Below are 17380 nucleotides of genomic sequence, written 5' to 3'. Positions count from 1 at the left end.
GATTAATAAAGCGCTAGCCAACTTAGCTAGCGTTTTATCTTAAACACAATGGTAAGCGCTATCTTTTTTTGCTATTTAAATTTCGGGTGTTCTTTTTGAGGATAAAAAAATTAAAGTGGTGGTGCCTATAATAGAAATGTCGTAGATCGTGTTTTCAAATTAAAAAAGAAGGAGTTAAGTTAATGAAATTAAAAAAAATACTATCTGTTGCTATATTGTCATCATTGAGTTGTGGACTAATCTTAGGTTTAGGGAAGACGATGGAGGCCAACGCAAATTCTGACGAATTTTATATTGAAAAGGTTGACAACATGCCGGAGGATTTCATTAAGGGAGCAGACATTTCAACCTTAATTGCTCAAGAACAAAGTGGAGTTAAGTATTACAATGAATCGAATCAAGAAGAGGATTTATTCACAATTCTTAGTGAAAATGGTGTAAACTATGCGCGAATTCGTATTTGGAATGACCCCTATAATGCAGAAGGCCAAGGATATGGTGCAGGTAATTGCGATGTAGATAAAGCGATAGAAATGGGAAAACGAGCAACATCTGCCGGGATGAAAGTCTTGATTGATTTCCATTATTCTGATTTTTGGGCAGATCCAGGTAGACAATTAGTTCCAAAGGCTTGGAATGGATATTCTGTAACTGAAAAAGCGGATGCATTGTATGCATTTACTAAAAATAGCTTGGAAAAAATCATTGCTGCGGGTGTTGATGTTGGAATGGTCCAAGTTGGCAATGAAACAACTGGAAGTGGAATATGTGGTGAGTCGGGAAATGGCAGATATGATTTATTCAAAGCGGGTTCAAGAGCAATTCGTGAAGTGGACCCAAACATATTGATTGCTTTGCATTTTACAAACCCTGATCGGACAAGCACTATTTTGAATTATGCGAGAGACTTGAAAAATAATAATATCGATTATGATGTTTTTGCTACTAGCTACTACGCATTCTGGCATGGGTCTTTGGAAAACTTAACTTATGTATTAAAAACCGTTTCAGATACTTATGGAAAGAAAACGATGGTTGCTGAAACAAGCTACGCATATACATTGGAAGATGGTGATGGTCAGAAAAACGTTGTAAATTCAGTTTCTCAGACTACCACTGGTGGCTATGCTGCTTCTGTCCAAGGTCAAGCTGATTCGTTACGGGACGTAATGGATGCTACCGTCAAAGCTGGAGAAAATGCTTTAGGAGTCTTCTATTGGGAACCAGCTTGGACTCCTGTTGGTTCAAGTGATCGTGATGTTAATATGCCTATTTGGGAAAAATTTGGTTCTGGTTGGGCATCAACAGCAGCAATTGGCTATGACACGGCAGTGAATGAATCAAATTATGGAGGGTCTGAATGGGATAATCAGGCATTGTTTGATTTTAACGGAAAAGCATTAGACTCTCTGAAAGTGTTCAAATATGCAGATCAAGGTCTAGGCACGGTACCAAAAGAAGAGAGTCTTTTAAAAAATGGAAGTTTTGAAAATTCTGATTTAAGTGATTATTCGATTTCACAGAGCTATGTCACAAGAAAGGCCGATACGCCCAAATCAGGTAACTATGCACTTCATTTTTGGAATAAGACGGCGGTTGATTATTTGGTAGAGCAAAGTATTGACTTGCAGCCAGGAACATATCGCTTTTCCCTTGCGGTGCAAGGGGATGAGACTGGAGCTTCCGAGGATATTTTCGCCTATGTGAACATCGGAGAAGATACTTTAGGAAAAAGTAATCCATTGCAATTAACTGGACTATCAGAATGGAAGGAAGGAAAGGTCGAATTTACGTTGACCGAACCGACGACTGTTAAAGTCGGATTGAGCGTTAAAGCAGACGCCGGAGCCTGGGGAACAACTGATGATTGGAAATTAGTTGAAATTGAAGCACCCGAAATTGTAGAAGTAGACAGTATTAAACTCAATGTAAATAGCTTAAATATCTTAAAAGTAAATAAATCTATCAATCTATCACCACAAGTACTTCCAGAAACGGCGACAGATAAAACGATAACCTATACTTGCGATAAAGAAGGAATTGTACAGATAGATAGTAACGGCACGTTGACTGCGAAAAAAGCAGGAACTGTTAAAGTGACTGCTTCAAGCATAAATGGAAAAACGGAAAGTTTCACTGTCAGAGTAACAAAATAAGGAGCGTGTACTGAATGGGGAAAATGAAAAATATCTTGGTGACTATGCTGATTTTATTATTTTTTGGTACTTCTCAAATTAGCGAGGCTGCTGGTTATCTTGTATATGAAGTATCTTTCCCTTTAGGGACGTATACTAGTAGTAATGATTCTTCAAAAGAAGAAACCAAAAATGCAGGAGCTTCTCAATCAACTACTGAGGGCTCCGATAAAAAAGAGAATTATTCTAGTTCTGCTTCTGAGGAAATTTCAGCAAACCATAGTACGGAAAGTCCCCATTGTATTGAGGAAAGCAGCTTTTCAGAAATGATAGTGGATTCTACTGTAAGTTCTAGTGACCAGAAAAAAGAGTGAGGATATGAAACTTTTTAGTAAGCTTCTTTCCATAATTTACATTGGAGTAATGCTTTTTTTGATTGCTTTCTTTACTATGATTCAATTAGGTGGAGAATCTTTTCCATTACAGTTAAAAACAGTTCTGTCGGGAAGTATGGCACAAAGTTTTCCTCAAGACAGTTTGATCATTGTAAAGAAGGGAAAAATTAGTAATCTCAAGGTTGGTAACATAATCACCTTTGAGAAAAATCAAGATGAAGTTAGCCACCGAATTACTGATATCAAAAAGAGAGGAAACGAGTATTTATTTGAAACTAAAGGTGATAGTAATTCAGCTATAGATAGTGATCTAGTTGATCCAAAAGCGATTAAGGGAAAAGTATTATTCTCTCTGCCAAAAGTTGGACGTGTTTTGTTGATAATCCAGACTCAAGCAGGGAGAATTGCTTCTGTTTTAACCTTTTTAGATTTAATTTTATTGGAGCAGTTTATCCGTTTACTTTTTGCTTCGCAAAAAAAATCAAAAAGCATTGGAATAAGAAAGGTGAAAAGATGAAAAACAAAAATATCAAATTGATTTTAGCAGGTTTAGCAGTTTTGTTAGTAACAGTTGGAACGACTTACGCATGGTGGACAGCATCTCAAAGTGTTACTCAGAAGGTTACAATGGGAAATTTGAATATCAGTGCAACCTTTGATGAATTAGAAGATCCAATAAATTATGAGCCAGGACTAGATGTTGAACAAGATGGAAATATAGAGAATACTGGTTCTATTGCAGCTATAGTAAAAGTTGAAAATACTTCACAGATTAAGTTTTCGGGGGAGTCAAATTTTCAAGAGGCTGATAAAACAGCAGTACAATTTAGTTTGAAACCTAACGGTGGAGAAGGGTATTGGTATAACGATAATTCAGGAAATGTTTATGTATTGCTAGATCCGGCAGAGAAAGCCAACGTTTCCGGTTACACTTACTTTAATGGTGAGAATATGGGGAATGAGTACATGAATGCAGAAGTGAAAGTTTCAGGAAAACTCAAGGCTACTCAAGTAATAGATGGAGCAATCAAAACAGAATTTGGTATTGATGCGTCAGAACTGAGAGAATATAGTGATCCTTCTTCGCAAGTATTGAATGCTCGTAAAGCAACTACTGCAAATTCGGAAGCGATGAACAAATTGCACGAATTGTTAAATCGTGGAAAATGAGCGATTATTAGCAACGAGTATACTTCTAACGGCATAACGAAATAACAGGAAACTTGTTTATTAATGGACAGTTGTATCAATCACCTGCTTTTGATATTCCATCAATTGTAGATCGAGTTGGTGGCGGTGATGCTTTTGCTTCAGGAGTATTGCATGGACTTTTATCAGACGAGTCACCTCAGACGATTATTGATTTTGCAACCTTGGCAACTGCAATGAAGCATACAGTTCATGGAGACGTCAATCAATTCTCAGTTGAAGAAATCCAACTATTAATGAAAAATGGGACTAAAGAAATTAAGCGCTAATCAAATAAAGGTGTATACTGTGTAATTTGTTCAAAATTTTCTAATGTCTTCTAAAGTGGCGATTCGATGAATTGTCACTTTTTTTTGTATTTTGGTTTCATTTCTATTTTACGAAGTTTACTTATTTATGAAGGTAAACTATGGAAGGAGATATGAAATTGAACATATGTGAAGAAACAGAAATTATTTATAACTTGATGAAAGAAATCATTGCTGAAAGAAGAGAATTAAGTAGGCAATATTATGACCTAAAAAACCGTTTGGATGAACTAAAGAAGCCATCTGTTAGCTCACCAAATCAGACTGCCGAAAACTCAAAAGTAGAAAACAGTCAGGGTGAGAAAGAAAGTGATTTTTTCAGTATAGTTTCTAACCGAACGAAAAAAATGCCGTTTGAAAGAATAGCTTTCTACATTATTGAGATACTTAGAAATTCAACAGAACCAGTTAACAATAAGGATATTATCAGTATTTTATCTAGTGATTACGGAGTTTATCTAAAGTATTCAAATTTAGTTAGTAACATTTTGCCTCGTATGGGCCAATCCAAAGATTTTAAAATTGAAAAAGTTTCAAGGGGTTATTGGCAATATAATGACGGAGGGCAAAAGTGATATGGTTGATGACAAAGGCATAAATTACCGTTTTATTAAATATATCTATCAAGCGATGTTGAATGAAAAGATGAATTATATTCGCTCCTCAAAGAAAAAAGGAATTGTTGTTGTTCATGATAAAACTCTTCTCGAAAATGCGCAGTATCAAAACGAACAGCTTTTGGAACAATTAACAGAAGATCATGCCTTCAACTTAGAGGAATATGTAAATGATGTTGATTTATCCAACTCTATCGCGAAGCTCACGGATAGAGAAAAATACATTGTGTATAAAAGATTTATTGAAGGAGAAAAAGACCCTGCAATAGCCAAAACACTAGGTATTAGTAGCCAAGCTGTATCAAAACAGCGCAGAAAGATTATGAAAAAACTGAAGACTTACTTCGAAATGGCTCCATAAAAGCTTTAACAAAAAATAGATCTCCTCCTTATGCTCAATCAAAATAAGCATAGAGAGGAGAAAGAATGGAAAACTATGTAAATCTATTACCTTTGATTTCTAAAGCTAAGGATGGTGACAATGAAGCAATGGAAAAACTGCTCGAACAGTTTCAAGGAATGCTAATTAAGCTTTCCAAAAATTACTATGGCTTCATTGATGAAGATTGCTATCAAACGCTTGCTGAACGATTTGTTAAAGCAGTGAGACAGTTTGATGTCAATTACAAAAACCAACCAAAGAATTAAATCATAATAGAATAGAGTAAGTTTTTTCGAGTAGCAGCTCGTAGAAACTTGCTTTATTTTTTTATAGTTTTCCAAACTCATTTTACTCCATATTAAGAAAAAGTCACAAAAATTCTCTATGTCTGCTGAGAATAGAATGAGCTTCCGTTTTCAAACTAATTTTTCCTTTTCGTTTTTTCTATATCATATCTGAATTGACGAGCATAATTTTCAATATCGTCCTTCTAGTCAAACCTCCCAAAATTAGTAGTCGTACAACCTTACCACATTTTACAACAAATGAAAAAATCAGAAGTTGGTTTCATTTTCTGAACCAAATGTTTATTTACTATACGAAAGCTACATCGTTCCTTGAAAACTGAATACAATCTGTTAGACACGTTTAATTCCAAGTTGAGCGACAATCAAGCTTACGCCATGAAGTTCAAAAAACTGAGCGAGAATTAAGTTATGATTATCTGCGGGCACGCTACCGTAGAAGCGATGACGCTTGGAATGATAATGATACTTCTGTAAAGCTCGGCGTAAATTGCGGAGAGGTGAGAGTCCTATGTTTCCATTTCAGCAAATGGAAAGTCTAACAGCTAACAAACTTACATCACAAAGGAGAATGACTAAAATATCAGTATTATCGCCTATTACAATTTTCTTTGGAGGAATTATCGGCGTTAGCTTGATGTGTATTATTCAAGTTAGAGATACTTCGGAGAAAGAGTTTTACGCAGAAACAAAGTCTTCAACGGTACAAAATAATAGAGAGTGGTTGTTCTCAAAAGACAAATCTACTCTCTCCAAGTTACAATCTCAGCAGACAAATTTCTATTGGCATACTCAGTCAGTTTAATTGCATCAGTTAGGTTCATTCGTTCTATTGAACGTTCGCCACTTTTCCATTTTTTTATATTGCTGAGACTTATTCCAGTATTATCAGATAGCTTCTTTGCGGTAGATTGTTCCAAAATTTTTTGAATTTTAACAATATCAGCAATCCCTTTATTCATAGGCAATTGCACTCCCTCCTACTTTTCACTAATCATACCACTAGAGTGGCATTTTTAAAATAGGAGAGGGTACTAAAGTGGTTTTTTATGATTTTGAGAGATAGTAATAGATTTATGTGTAAAAACAGTTCCAAAAGTATAGGCAATAAAAAAACAGTAACGTGATGGGAGGAAACCAAGATGAGTATTTTTGGAGGAATTGCACTTTTCTTTTTAGGAGTCTTGTTTGGAGTAATAATCATGTGCTTACTTCAGGTTAGTTCCGCAGCTGATGATCAATATTATGAGCTTGAGGTAAAACGAATTCGAAGTGAAAAAAATGATGAATGAACAACTTGAACTATTTCTAAAAAATGAACTTTATCCCCTGCTTCAAGAGGGTTTAGACAACTACACTGAAAAAATCATTGCTATTCACAAGTTACCTTTAGTCTTAACCAACGAAGATTTAAAAAAGGAATTCCAAATCAGCGAAAGCACATTGAATCGTTTAATGAAGCTAACGGATTTTCCAGAATGTTGGTACGGGATTCGAGGTCACTATTCAAAGGAAAAAGTGTTGCAATGGTATCGAGAAATGAATTATCAAGAGTTTATTGAGAAAAAAAGAGAATTGCGTTCTTTGTAGCGTTTATTTTTCGAAGGGAGCGTATTATAATAGACAGTATAGAATTGCTTCGGCGTCATTTTTTAATGGATTCAGATTTCCTTCGGTAATATTAGGAGGGAAAAATGGAAAAAAAAACAAGATTCAAAAAACAAATAAACTCTTATGGGAAAGTCACATGGTCTTTTCAAGCATTTCGAACAACTAGAAGAGGTTTTAAAACAAAGCGTGAAGCTCAATTAGCTTATTTAGAATTGGAAAAGGTACACCGATCCAGAAAAAATTTGGTCGGCTTTCGAGAAAAATTTTCAGTAGTTGGCGAACAATGGTACAACTACTATCGACTTCTCGATGAACAAAAGGAATCCACATATATTAAGCGTTGGGAAATGCTCCAAATATTAAATAGGTGGATTGGTGATATGGAATTAATCGAACTATCACCAGATTATTTAGAAGAGCTTTTTTTTCAACTGAAGAAAAAAGGAATTGACGGGTCTTCTCAAGGCTATGCCAAAAACACGCTTTATAGTATAAGGCAGACATTGAATATGGTTTTAAAGTATTGTCTCAAAAAGAATATGCTCAATGTAAATCCGTTAAGTGGATTGCCAATGCCTAAGTACAAAAAGAGTGTCGATGATTTAAAACAGTCCCTAGAAAGCCTAGATAACAAATACCTAACTATTGAAGAGCTAAGAACGTTGTTAAACTACTCTACTGTTCATGAAGAATTACCTTTATCCACTTTGTTTTACGTTCTTTTTTATACAGGCTGTCGGATTAGTGAGGCTTTGGCGATTCAGCCAGAGGATATTGACTTTGAAAAAAATGAAATACTTTTCTATAAGCAAACAGCCACTAAAGGAAAGCAAAGTGATTTCAAGATTTCAACAACTAAGACTGATAGTTCAGCAAGAAGAGTTGTTGTCACCCCTCTAGTTATGGAGAAACTAAAAATCTTGATTGATGCTTTAGAGGACATGAGGAAAAAGGTTAACTTTGATGTAGAGAGAACTTATCTATTTGTTTACTTGGAACCAAACAAAAGAGGGCTTCCTTTCCGAAAAGAGTACGTGAATGACCACATAAAGAATTGTGTAGAACGTTGTGGAATTTCAAAACCTTTTCACACTCATTTAGCAAGGCATACAATGGCTAGTTTAGTTGCACCTCATTGTAGTTGGGATGTGCTGAGAGCCAGATTGGGTCACGCTGATAAATCTACATCAGAAATTTATCGTCATTTGACTGCGGATGAGCGGCTTAAACCATTGAAAGCTTTTGCTGAATTGGAGAGCTAAAATAGCCGATTTTTGCAGTCAAAATGTAGTCAGCTAAATAAAAAGGTTGATATATCAGCCTTAAATCGATTTCGCAAGTATCAAAGAAATCCGTCGTTAATTCGAAAGATGTCTTTCGAACCCTTGAGAAATCAAGGGTTTTTTTATACCAAAAGAGCGGCCTAATTCTATAGGACCGCTCTCTTTTTAGCTATTTATCTGGCTGTTGCCCCTCATGAGCAGGCCATTGACAGTCTGTTAGCTGCATTTTTGTAAAAACCGCTTTAAATGAAGAGTCTTCGGGGGAGCAAGCATAGATGCCAAAGCGCACTTTACCATTTCCATTGATCAGATGGCAGATACGCATCTGCTGAAAGTTTTCCCCATCCACAGAGCATTCAATGCGATAATCATCTTCTCGTCTGCTCAATCGGTACCACATGGAGTGGATAGAGGCCTCTATTTCCGTTGTCGCCCAATCGGAATACCCGTTATTCGTCACGACGCTTCCTAAATGCTGATAGGAGTCGTTCTCATATTCGATAGAGCCCTTTAACCAATTTTCGCTGTCTAAATACAGAACGATCCCGCATTGATCAAAGCGATGATGACTTTCTGAAAACTCTGTTTTTACAATAAAACTGAAGTATTTTTCTTCGGTTTCCATTTGGAAAACAGGGGCATTGTCGTTTTGAAAATGATAATAGGTATTTTGCCAAAGGTCTGTGTGAGGCTTTGTGACGACCTCAATCCCCTCTGTTAACAAGGTGAAGCTTTCTGGGAAACGCGTCCAGTTAAAATTTTTTAAATCCATCAAACGAAGCCCTCCTGACAATTGTCTTATTAAAAGGGTAGCAAAAATCGACGCGATTCGCTAAGAAAAAGTTTATGCAAAGTAAGAGAAATCAACCACATCGAGACAAAACTTTGCAAACAATCCGCTAAATGCTATTCTAAGTAAATGGAGAACGGTTATTGGGAAGGGTGGAATGTATGAAGAAAACACGTGTACTCTATTTAGAAGTTGCGGAGAAAATAAAAGAGGATATTTTTTCTGGAACGTATCCAGTTGGAACGATGCTGCCGACCGAAACGGAGCTGGAGCAGCTTTTTAATGTAAGTAAGATCACCGTGAGAAAAGCGATTGAGCTACTGGCAGCAGATGAATACGTAGAGAAGAAAAGTGGAAAAGGGACGACTGTTTTGAGTGAGCGTCCTTATAATAAATTATCGAAAGCGATCAGCTTTACTCAGATTTTGGAAAATTCGAACTTAGCAGTCAAAAAGGTGATTTTGGATGTAAAGAAAGTAGCGTTGACGGATAAGGACAACGCGTTTAAGTATTTCGGCTCAGAGGCGATTTGCTTTCAACGGATGTATTCGCTAGATGGGAAACCGTACATTTATTTTACGCATTATTTGCCTACGGGATTGAAAAGGGTTACTAAAGAAGCGCTCGAGCAGGAATCACTGTATAGAATCCTTTATCAAAATGAATTGGATATTGAACGGTTTATGGATGATTTTGTGGCGATTGCCTTGACGCCAGAAGAGCAGACGCTTCTTCAAACAGAGGAACAGCTTGCGTTGAAAAGAATTCGGAAATCCTACGATTACAATGGAAAAGTGATTGAGTATTCAGAGGGGCTTTATAATACCTCTGATCATGCATACCAAATTGAATACGAGACATAAAACTGTGATGATTGTTCATCACAGTTTTTTTAATCGGATTAAAATCGCGAATATTCTTGTTAAAATGAAGGGCTAAGCGCGGTTGTTTTAGTTATATTCATTCAATATTTATAGAAATAAAATAAAAAATAAACTTGAAAAGCGTTTACAGCAAAAACTGAATATGGTACTATTCGTTTGTAAACATTATAACGTTATAAACGGAGGTTAAAAAATGGACAGATTAGTAAATTCGATTGAACAGAAATTGATGCCCTTTGCGAACAAGATTGGAACGCAGCGACACATGATGGCGATCAGGAAAGGAATCGTCGCGACGATGCCGTTGACGATCGTCGGATCATTCTTCACGATCTTTTTAAACTTCCCAATTCCTTCAGTTGCGGCAATGATTGAACCGTATTTAGCAATTTTAGACATTCCTTTTCGTTATACAGTAGGTATTTTGGCACTTTATGCAACATTTGGGATCGCATCTCAATTGGCGAAGAGCTATAAGGTCGACTCTCTGACAGCGGGCATCTTGTCTGTGATGGCTTTTCTCGTAACAGCGGCTCCGCCGATTCGAGTATTTGACAATGTGGAGGGTGTCATTGATGCAGGACGGTACTTGAACATTGCCAATCTTGGCGCGGCTTCATTGTTTGGGGCAATTGTGACAGCACTCATTTCTGTTGAAATCTATCGTATTTTTATCGAAAAGAACATCACGATCAAAATGCCGGATGGGGTTCCGCCAGAGGTAACGAACTCATTTATGGCATTGATTCCTGGGGGTGCGATCTTAGTTCTATTTTGGGTGATTCGACACATGATCGGATTTGATATCAATGGGTTCTTGAGTAATTTATTAATGCCGTTTAAAGATGTGTTAGCTGGGAATAGTTTGTTTGGTGGTTTGTTGACTGTATTCTTGATTTGTTTCTTCTGGGTGTTAGGGATTCATGGACCAGCGATCATGGGACCGGTTATTCGTCCATTCTGGGAATTATCGATTGCTGAAAATATGGAAGCTTTTGCGGATGGTGCAAGTGCAACTGCAATGCCAAATATCTTTACGGAACAATTCTTACAATGGTTTATCTGGATTGGTGGCGCGGGGACGACCTTGGCATTAGTCGTATTCTTTATGTTCTCAAAATCGAAATACTTAAAGAGTTTAGGACGTCTATCTTTCTTGCCAGGCTTATTCAATATTAATGAACCGATGATTTTTGGGGCGCCGATCGTCATGAACCCGTTATTGGGAATTCCATTTATCGTAGCACCGTTAGTGACAACAACCCTTTCTTATTTCTTAACCATTTCAGGGGTGATCCCAATGATGGTCGCTCGTTATGGCTTTACCATTCCAGCACCGATCGCCGCTTGGATGAGTACGGATTGGAGTATTGCCGCAGCAATTCTGGTCATTGTGAACTTCCTGATCTCCATGGCTATCTATTATCCGTTCTTCAAAGTGTTTGAAAAGCAGCAATTGGCACGTGAAGCGGCAGAATTGGAAGCGGAAGAGAAAGCGAAAAAAGAAAAAGCTGCAAACCTACAGGGTGCAACTTCGAATTAGAAAAGAATTATTCAATCGTAGAAAGGAGAGAGGATGGTCAAAGGACTATCCTCTTCGGTGATACTATGAACTTTATTTATTTAATCTTTCTTTTTCTAGCGAGTCATATTTATCTGGAAAAGGGAAAACTACCAGCAAAACTTGAACAGATGAAACTTCGCTACATTTTACTTGGTTCATTGGCAACTATCCTGTTTGCCGTAGTGCTAGGTGTAGCGCTGAATATTGCGTCTTTCTTAGTAATGACAGTCACTGTTTGTACAGCGTCATTGATTGCGTACAAATACCGGTCAAAAATCGATGAGATGGAAAGAGGAAAAAGTGTATGAAACGTGTATTAGGAATTTCGGTTTATCCGGATCATAGTGATATCAACCAGGATAAAGCGTACATTGAATTGGCCCATAAGTATGGCTTTGGTCGTATTTTTATGAGTATGCTGGAAGTCACTGAAGGCAAAGAGGTCGTTAAAAAGAAATTTAAAGAACTGATTTTCTTTGCGAAGGACTTAGGCTATGAAACGATCTTAGACGTTGCACCGAATATTTTTGAAGAACTAGGAATCTCTTATGATGACATGAGTTTCTTCCATGAATTAGGAGCAGACGGGATTCGTTTAGACTTGGGATTTGATGGAAACAAAGAGGCGATGCTCACATACAACCCATTTGGTGTAGCAATCGAATTGAATATGAGTAATGATGTGGCCTACTTAGATAACATCCTGACCTATGAAGCCAATACGCCTTATTTGTATGGGTGCCATAATTTTTACCCTCAAGAAGGAACCGCACTGCCCTTTGATTTCTTTGTAAAATGCAGTGAGCGTTTCAAAGCTAAGGGTATACGAACGGCAGCCTTTGTGACTTCACAAGTAGGAACGATCGGCCCATGGGACATCAATGATGGGTTGCCAACTCTAGAGATGCACCGCCATTTACCAGTGGAAGTTGCGACAAAACACTTATTTGCGACAAAATTGATTGATGATGTGATCATCGGAAATGCCTATGCCTCCGAAGAAGAGTTGAAGGCAATGGGCGACGTCGATCGTTACCAAACAGAATTTTCTGTCGAATTTGTTGCAGGAATCAATGATGTAGAAAAGCAGATCGTATTGAATGAACAACATTACCGTCGTGGGGATATCACGGATCAAATGGTTCGCTCAACATTCGTTCGTAAAAAATATGGTCAAGAAGCAAATGCTCCCCATGACAATGAGATCGAATTTCAACCGGGGGACATCGTGATCGGAAACGATGACTTTGGCAAATACAAGAATGAGCTGCAAGTGGTGCTAAGCGCCCATAAAGATTCACGCAAAAATAAAGTCGGACAGATTGTTGCAGATGAGCAACTCTTATTACCGTTTATTCATCCTTGGTCAAAATTCAAATTTACAGAAAAGTAGGAACGCGAAATGTTGGATTTAGTTGTACGAAATGGCAAAACGATTGACGGAAAGAAAATGGAAATTGGTATTTCTGATGGCAAAATAGTCGCATTAACAGAAAAAATTGATCAAGAGACCCGCAAAGAAATTGTTTTGACAGACGATCAATATATTTCTGCCGGATGGATCGATGATCATGTTCATTGCTACGAAAAAATGACACTGTATTATGATTATCCAGACGAAGTTGGCGTCAAACGAGGCGTAACGACAGTGATCGACGCTGGAACGACAGGCGCTGAAAATATTGGTGACTTTTGCGAGTTAGCAAAAAAATCTAAATCCAATGTTTATGCATTGCTGAATATCTCGAAATGGGGGATCGTTGAGCAGGATGAATTAGCCGACTTAACGAAAGTCCAACGGGATGCAGTAAGGACTGCGATAGAAAAATTCCCCGAATTTATCGTTGGGTTAAAAGCTCGCATGAGTAAAACGGTGATTGGTTCAAGCGGCATCGAGCCTCTTCGGTTAGCAAAGCAATTTCAACATGAATACGGCGAGTTGCCGTTGATGGTACACGTTGGTTCCGCACCACCTGAATTGTCCGAAATTCTGGATCTGATGGAAAAAGGTGATGTGCTGACGCACTGCTTTAATGGAAAAGAAAATGGTATTTTTGATCGAGAAAAACAGCAAATCAAGGATTTTGTATGGGATGCATATACGAAAGGCATTGTTTTTGATATAGGTCATGGGACAGACAGCTTTAATTTTGACGTGGCGAAACAAGCGTTGCGTGAAGGAATGAAGAGCACATCTATTAGTTCAGATATTTATGTGCGAAATAGGGAGAATGGGCCGGTTTACGATTTAGCAACGACGATGGAAAAACTTTTCGTGGTAGGGTATTCTTGGGAAGAGATTCTTACGCAAGTGACAGAAAGACCTGCTGAAAATTTCCATTTAACTACTAAAGGGAAATTAGCTGTGGGCTATGATGCAGATATGACGATCTTTACGATCAAACATTCAGAAAAAGAACTGATCGATTCCAATGGAAACACGCGTAAGGCGAGTCAGGAGATTCTTCCTATGGAAACGATCATTGGAGGTCAGGTCTATGACAATTAATTTCGACAAACTTGGATTAAAAGAAGTCATCAATGCTTCTGGGCGCATGACGATTTTAGGCGTTTCAAAGGTATCTGAGTCCGTAATGGCTGCTCAACGGTTTGGCGGCGAGCATTTTTTTGAAATGGCGGATCTAAGCGAAAAAACCGGCGCGTATATCGCAAACCTTTTGGATGTGGAGGATGCACAGATCGTTTCTTCTGCTTCAGCGGGAATTGCTCAGAGTATTGCGGCAGTGATCGGTCAAGGAGCGGTCTATCATGCCTACCATCCTTACACGGAAAAAATCACGAAGCGGGAAGTCATCTTGCCTAAAGGACACAATGTGGATTACGGGACGCCTGTTGAAGTCATGGTAGAACAAGGCGGCGGAAAAGTTGTCGAAGCTGGTTATGCAAACGTGTGTTCAGCCGAGCATCTGGAAATGATGATCAGCGAAAACACCGCGGCTATTCTCTATATAAAAAGCCATCACACGGTTCAAAAAAGTATGCTGAGTGTGGAAGAGGCGGCGGAAGTTGCGAAGAGATATCACGTGCCATTGATCGTGGATGCGGCTGCCGAGGAAGATTTATTCTTCTATTATAAAGCAGGTGCTGACCTAGTTATTTATTCTGGAGCAAAAGCGATCGAAGGACCGAGTGCCGGCTTAGTGATCGGAAAGAAAGCACCGATTGAATGGGTTCGCCTTCAGGGGAAGGGGATCGGCAGAGCGATGAAGATCGGCAAGGACAATATCCTTGGTTTTACGCAGGCGATCGAAGACTATTTAACAAACGGCAGCGAATCGGGTAAATCAATGCAGGCACGATTAAAACCATTTACGAAAGCAATCAATCAAATCAATCATCTAACCGCTACAGTCGTTCAAGATAGTGCCGGACGAGATATTTATCGAGCAAGTGTTCACGTATCGGGAGAGCATTCAGCGAAGGATGTAATCGCAGCGTTGAAAAAGGAATCACCAGCGGTCTACACGAGAGAATATCAAGCCAACAATGGTATCATTGAATTTGATATTCGCTCGGTGAACGAAGAAGAAATGAATAAAATCGTGGCGCGTTTGCACGATATCATGGAATAAGAGGGGATCAGGAAATGTCAGTAGAACCAAATTATTTAGAGGATCGAATTTGTTTAAATGTTTTGGCGAATTCTGTTGAGAATGCCAAATCTTGCTATGAAGCGGCGGAAGGACACGTGGTTTTAGGCGTACTGTCGAAAAATTACGAGAGTGATGAAGCAGCCATCAAAGATATGAAAAAATATCAGGAGGCAACGAACAATGCCCTGTCTGTTGGTCTAGGTGCTGGGGACCCGAATCAGAGTCAAATGGTCTCGCGTATTTCTGGTGAGCTTCAGCCGCAACACGTGAATCAAGTATTTACTGGCGTGGGGACCTCAAGAGCGCTATTGGGTCAAGAAGAAACGATCATCAATGGATTGGTTTCGCCAACAGGAAAAGTCGGCTATGTCAATATCGCGACAGGGCCTCTAAGTTCAAAAGGGCCAGAAGGCGTCGTGCCGATCGAAACAGCGATTACGTTGCTTCAAGATATGGGTGGTAGTTCAATCAAATACTTCCCAATGAAAGGATTGGCCCATAAAGAAGAATTTAAAGCAGTTGCGGAAGCGTGCGCCAAACATGATTTCTATTTGGAGCCTACTGGCGGTATTGACTTAGAAAATTTTGAAGAAATCCTTCAAATCGCTGTTGATGCAGGTGTTAAGAAAATTATTCCGCATGTGTACAGTTCGATCATTGATTCTGAAACAGGAGACACACGTCCTGAAGACGTAAAACGATTGCTTGAAATGTGTAAAAAAACATTGGCTTAAAGAAGGAGCAGAAACGATGAAATTTGCGGCTTTTGGTGAAGTGATGCTGCGATTGTCACCACCGGAGTATTTATTGTTAGATCAGACGAATGAATTGCGGATGGATTATACTGGGACGGGTGTCAATATTATGGCTAATTTGGCGCAATTTGGCTATGATTCTTCGTTAGTGACCGTGCTTCCTGAGAACCGTCTGGGACAGGTCGCTAAATCAGCGTTGGCAAAGTATGGAATCAAAACAGAGCTGTTGTCATTCGCCCATCATCATATCGGCAGCTATTTTGCTGAAAATGGGTATGGACAACGTCCAACACACGTTACGTATCAAAATCGTCACCATAGTTCCTTTGGTGTCAGTGATCACACAGCCTATAACTTTGAGAAGGTGGCGGCTGAAAATGATCTGATCCATATTTGTGGAATTTCTTTGAGCTTGACCGATGCTACTCGGGATGCCGCACATACATTAGCACAAGAGGCTGCGAAGGCAGGAAAAAAAGTCTGCTTTGACTTTAATTTCCGTCCCAGTCTGAACACAGAACCGAATAAATTGGCTTTTATGAAAGAACAATACGAGAAAATCTTGCCTTATTGCGCTATTGTTTTTGGCAGTACGAGAGATTTGCTGGACCTGTTACAAGTCCCAAAAACGGGATCAGAGGATGAGATGATTTGGCAATTTATGGAAAAATACGCGATTGATTGGTTTGCCGGGACACGAAGAACGACTGCGGACAGTCGCAAACAAATGCAAGGATTTTTATATAATCGTAAAGAGCGCGCAGTCAGTGCTGTGAGAGACCTGGTTGCTTTGGATCGGATTGGCGCTGGCGATGCTTATGCAGCAGGAATCTTAACGGGATATGCTGAAAACTGGCCCTTAGTCGAGACAGTTGAGTTTGCAACAATGAACGCGGTGTTGGCGCATACGATCCATGGTGATGTGCCGTTGACAACAAAAGAACAGGTTTTCACAGTATTAAAAAATCCTGAAATCGATTTGATCCGATAAACACGAAGTGAATCGTCGGGAAAAGAATGAGTGGCATTTTTGCCAGTCATTCTTTTTTTTTCCTATTAGAAGGATAAAAAAGAAATTTTAGGCTTTTCTAAGGATATTACAGTTTTTTTCCGTAATGATGCGGAAGTTTTAATGTTGAACCGTAACCGTTTACATTCTATTCTTGGAGTGTACTAAGAACGAGAGATAACAAAAATAGGAGCGTGTGTAAGATGAAAAAAGCATTGATTATTTGTGCAGCAGGAATGTCTTCTTCAATGATGGCAACCAAAACAACGGATTACTTTAAACAGAACGGAAAGGACATTTTTGTGGATGCCGTTTCAGCAACAGAAGGCGACAATATGATAAAAACGAGTGATTTTGATTTATTCCTGATCAGTCCTCAAACAACCATGTTTTTGGATAAATTTGTTAAGCTAGGAGATACCGTCGGTAAGCCTGTAGTGAGCATCCCATTTCAAGCGTATGTCCCGATTCCTACTGGGATACAGAAAATGGCTGAGGTTATCGAGGAAAATATTTAGC

Annotated in this window: 22 protein-coding genes; 20 read left to right on the top strand and 2 right to left on the bottom strand. The window is 38.7% G+C overall.

From position 1 onward, the window contains the following. The first annotated feature begins 182 nt into the window (after positions 1–182). The 8 genes from I592_RS09440 (at position 183) to I592_RS09405 (ending at position 5312) form a co-directional block, all read left to right on the top strand. Positions 183–2156 carry a glycosyl hydrolase 53 family protein gene (locus I592_RS09440; protein WP_010780436.1) on the top strand — a complete coding sequence of 658 codons (1974 nt, stop codon included), beginning with the start codon at positions 183–185 and terminating at the stop codon, positions 2154–2156. Between the two features lie 14 nt (positions 2157–2170). Then, a complete protein-coding gene (locus I592_RS09435; protein WP_010780437.1) occupies positions 2171–2509 on the top strand; it encodes a hypothetical protein in 339 nt (112 codons plus the stop codon). A 4-nt stretch (positions 2510–2513) separates the two neighbouring features. Then, positions 2514–3047 (top strand): signal peptidase I, encoded by a 534-nt coding sequence (locus I592_RS09430; protein ID WP_010780438.1) that lies wholly within the window; start codon positions 2514–2516, stop codon positions 3045–3047. Next, complete coding sequence (locus tag I592_RS09425) at positions 3044–3700, top strand: TasA family protein (protein WP_010780439.1); 657 nt, start codon at positions 3044–3046, stop codon at positions 3698–3700. The genes I592_RS09430 and I592_RS09425 overlap by 4 nt, the downstream gene beginning before the upstream one ends. Before the next feature lie 53 nt (positions 3701–3753). Continuing rightward, positions 3754–4008 (top strand): PfkB family carbohydrate kinase, encoded by a 255-nt coding sequence (locus tag I592_RS09420; RefSeq protein ID WP_002333900.1) that lies wholly within the window; start codon positions 3754–3756, stop codon positions 4006–4008. Between the two features lie 140 nt (positions 4009–4148). Continuing rightward, positions 4149–4622 carry a hypothetical protein gene (locus I592_RS09415; protein ID WP_010780440.1) on the top strand — a complete coding sequence of 158 codons (474 nt, stop codon included), beginning with the start codon at positions 4149–4151 and terminating at the stop codon, positions 4620–4622. 1 nt (position 4623) lies between these two features. After that, positions 4624–5025, top strand: a complete 402-nt coding sequence (locus I592_RS09410; protein ID WP_010780441.1) for a sigma-70 family RNA polymerase sigma factor — start codon at positions 4624–4626, stop codon at positions 5023–5025. A gap of 65 nt (positions 5026–5090) precedes the next feature. Continuing rightward, positions 5091–5312 (top strand): helix-turn-helix domain-containing protein, encoded by a 222-nt coding sequence (locus I592_RS09405; RefSeq protein ID WP_002333897.1) that lies wholly within the window; start codon positions 5091–5093, stop codon positions 5310–5312. A 782-nt stretch (positions 5313–6094) separates the two neighbouring features. Here the strand turns inward: I592_RS09405 and I592_RS09400 are convergent. Next, on the bottom strand, positions 6095–6313 hold the full coding sequence (locus I592_RS09400; protein ID WP_010780443.1) for a hypothetical protein: 219 nt from the start codon (positions 6311–6313) through the stop codon (positions 6095–6097). Positions 6314–6493: 180 nt separating this feature from the next. On the opposite strand from I592_RS09400, the gene I592_RS20975 reads away from it, so the two are divergent. The 3 genes from I592_RS20975 (at position 6494) to I592_RS09390 (ending at position 8224) form a co-directional block, all read left to right on the top strand. Next, on the top strand, positions 6494–6643 hold the full coding sequence (locus I592_RS20975; protein ID WP_010780444.1) for a DUF3789 domain-containing protein: 150 nt from the start codon (positions 6494–6496) through the stop codon (positions 6641–6643). Further along, entirely contained in the window at positions 6633–6941 is a 309-nt protein-coding gene (locus I592_RS09395) for a hypothetical protein (RefSeq protein ID WP_010780445.1), read from the top strand. Before I592_RS20975 ends, I592_RS09395 begins: the two co-directional genes overlap by 11 nt. Positions 6942–7045: 104 nt before the next feature. Continuing rightward, positions 7046–8224, top strand: coding sequence for a tyrosine-type recombinase/integrase (locus tag I592_RS09390; protein WP_010780446.1), 1179 nt, complete (start codon positions 7046–7048; stop codon positions 8222–8224). 190 nt (positions 8225–8414) lie between these two features. Here the strand turns inward: I592_RS09390 and I592_RS09385 are convergent, their stop codons facing one another. Next, positions 8415–9017: a DUF1349 domain-containing protein gene (locus I592_RS09385; RefSeq protein WP_010780447.1), complete on the bottom strand. Its 603-nt coding sequence runs from the start codon at positions 9015–9017 to the stop codon at positions 8415–8417. A 179-nt stretch (positions 9018–9196) separates the two neighbouring features. On the opposite strand from I592_RS09385, the gene I592_RS09380 reads away from it, so the two are divergent. The 9 genes from I592_RS09380 (at position 9197) to I592_RS09340 (ending at position 17379) form a co-directional block, all read left to right on the top strand. Beyond that, positions 9197–9898, top strand: coding sequence for a GntR family transcriptional regulator (locus tag I592_RS09380; RefSeq protein ID WP_010780448.1), 702 nt, complete (start codon positions 9197–9199; stop codon positions 9896–9898). A gap of 214 nt (positions 9899–10112) precedes the next feature. Further along, on the top strand, positions 10113–11462 hold the full coding sequence (locus I592_RS09375) for a PTS sugar transporter subunit IIC (RefSeq protein WP_010780449.1): 1350 nt from the start codon (positions 10113–10115) through the stop codon (positions 11460–11462). A gap of 65 nt (positions 11463–11527) precedes the next feature. After that, positions 11528–11791 carry a hypothetical protein gene (locus tag I592_RS09370; RefSeq protein ID WP_010780450.1) on the top strand — a complete coding sequence of 88 codons (264 nt, stop codon included), beginning with the start codon at positions 11528–11530 and terminating at the stop codon, positions 11789–11791. Then, positions 11788–12876, top strand: a complete 1089-nt coding sequence (locus I592_RS09365) for a DUF871 domain-containing protein (RefSeq protein ID WP_010780451.1) — start codon at positions 11788–11790, stop codon at positions 12874–12876. The genes I592_RS09370 and I592_RS09365 overlap by 4 nt, the downstream gene beginning before the upstream one ends. Before the next feature lie 9 nt (positions 12877–12885). Continuing rightward, on the top strand, positions 12886–13992 hold the full coding sequence (locus tag I592_RS09360) for an amidohydrolase/deacetylase family metallohydrolase (protein WP_010780452.1): 1107 nt from the start codon (positions 12886–12888) through the stop codon (positions 13990–13992). After that, the gene (locus I592_RS09355) at positions 13982–15076 is read left to right on the top strand and encodes a DgaE family pyridoxal phosphate-dependent ammonia lyase (protein ID WP_010780453.1); all 1095 of its coding nucleotides are present in this window, start codon (positions 13982–13984) and stop codon (positions 15074–15076) included. The genes I592_RS09360 and I592_RS09355 overlap by 11 nt, the downstream gene beginning before the upstream one ends. A gap of 14 nt (positions 15077–15090) precedes the next feature. Continuing rightward, a complete protein-coding gene (gene dagF, locus I592_RS09350) occupies positions 15091–15831 on the top strand; it encodes a 2-dehydro-3-deoxy-phosphogluconate aldolase (RefSeq protein ID WP_010780454.1) in 741 nt (246 codons plus the stop codon). Between the two features lie 16 nt (positions 15832–15847). Next, complete coding sequence (locus tag I592_RS09345) at positions 15848–16843, top strand: sugar kinase (RefSeq protein WP_010780455.1); 996 nt, start codon at positions 15848–15850, stop codon at positions 16841–16843. A gap of 221 nt (positions 16844–17064) precedes the next feature. Further along, positions 17065–17379: a PTS cellobiose transporter subunit IIB gene (locus tag I592_RS09340; protein WP_010780456.1), complete on the top strand. Its 315-nt coding sequence runs from the start codon at positions 17065–17067 to the stop codon at positions 17377–17379. Position 17380 lies beyond the last annotated feature (1 nt).

Source organism: Enterococcus gilvus ATCC BAA-350 (assembly GCF_000407545.1).
Lineage (GTDB): Bacteria > Bacillota > Bacilli > Lactobacillales > Enterococcaceae > Enterococcus_A > Enterococcus_A gilvus.
The sequence above is the reverse complement of the archived record's forward strand: the minus strand, read 5'-3'. Positions and strand labels throughout refer to the sequence as shown.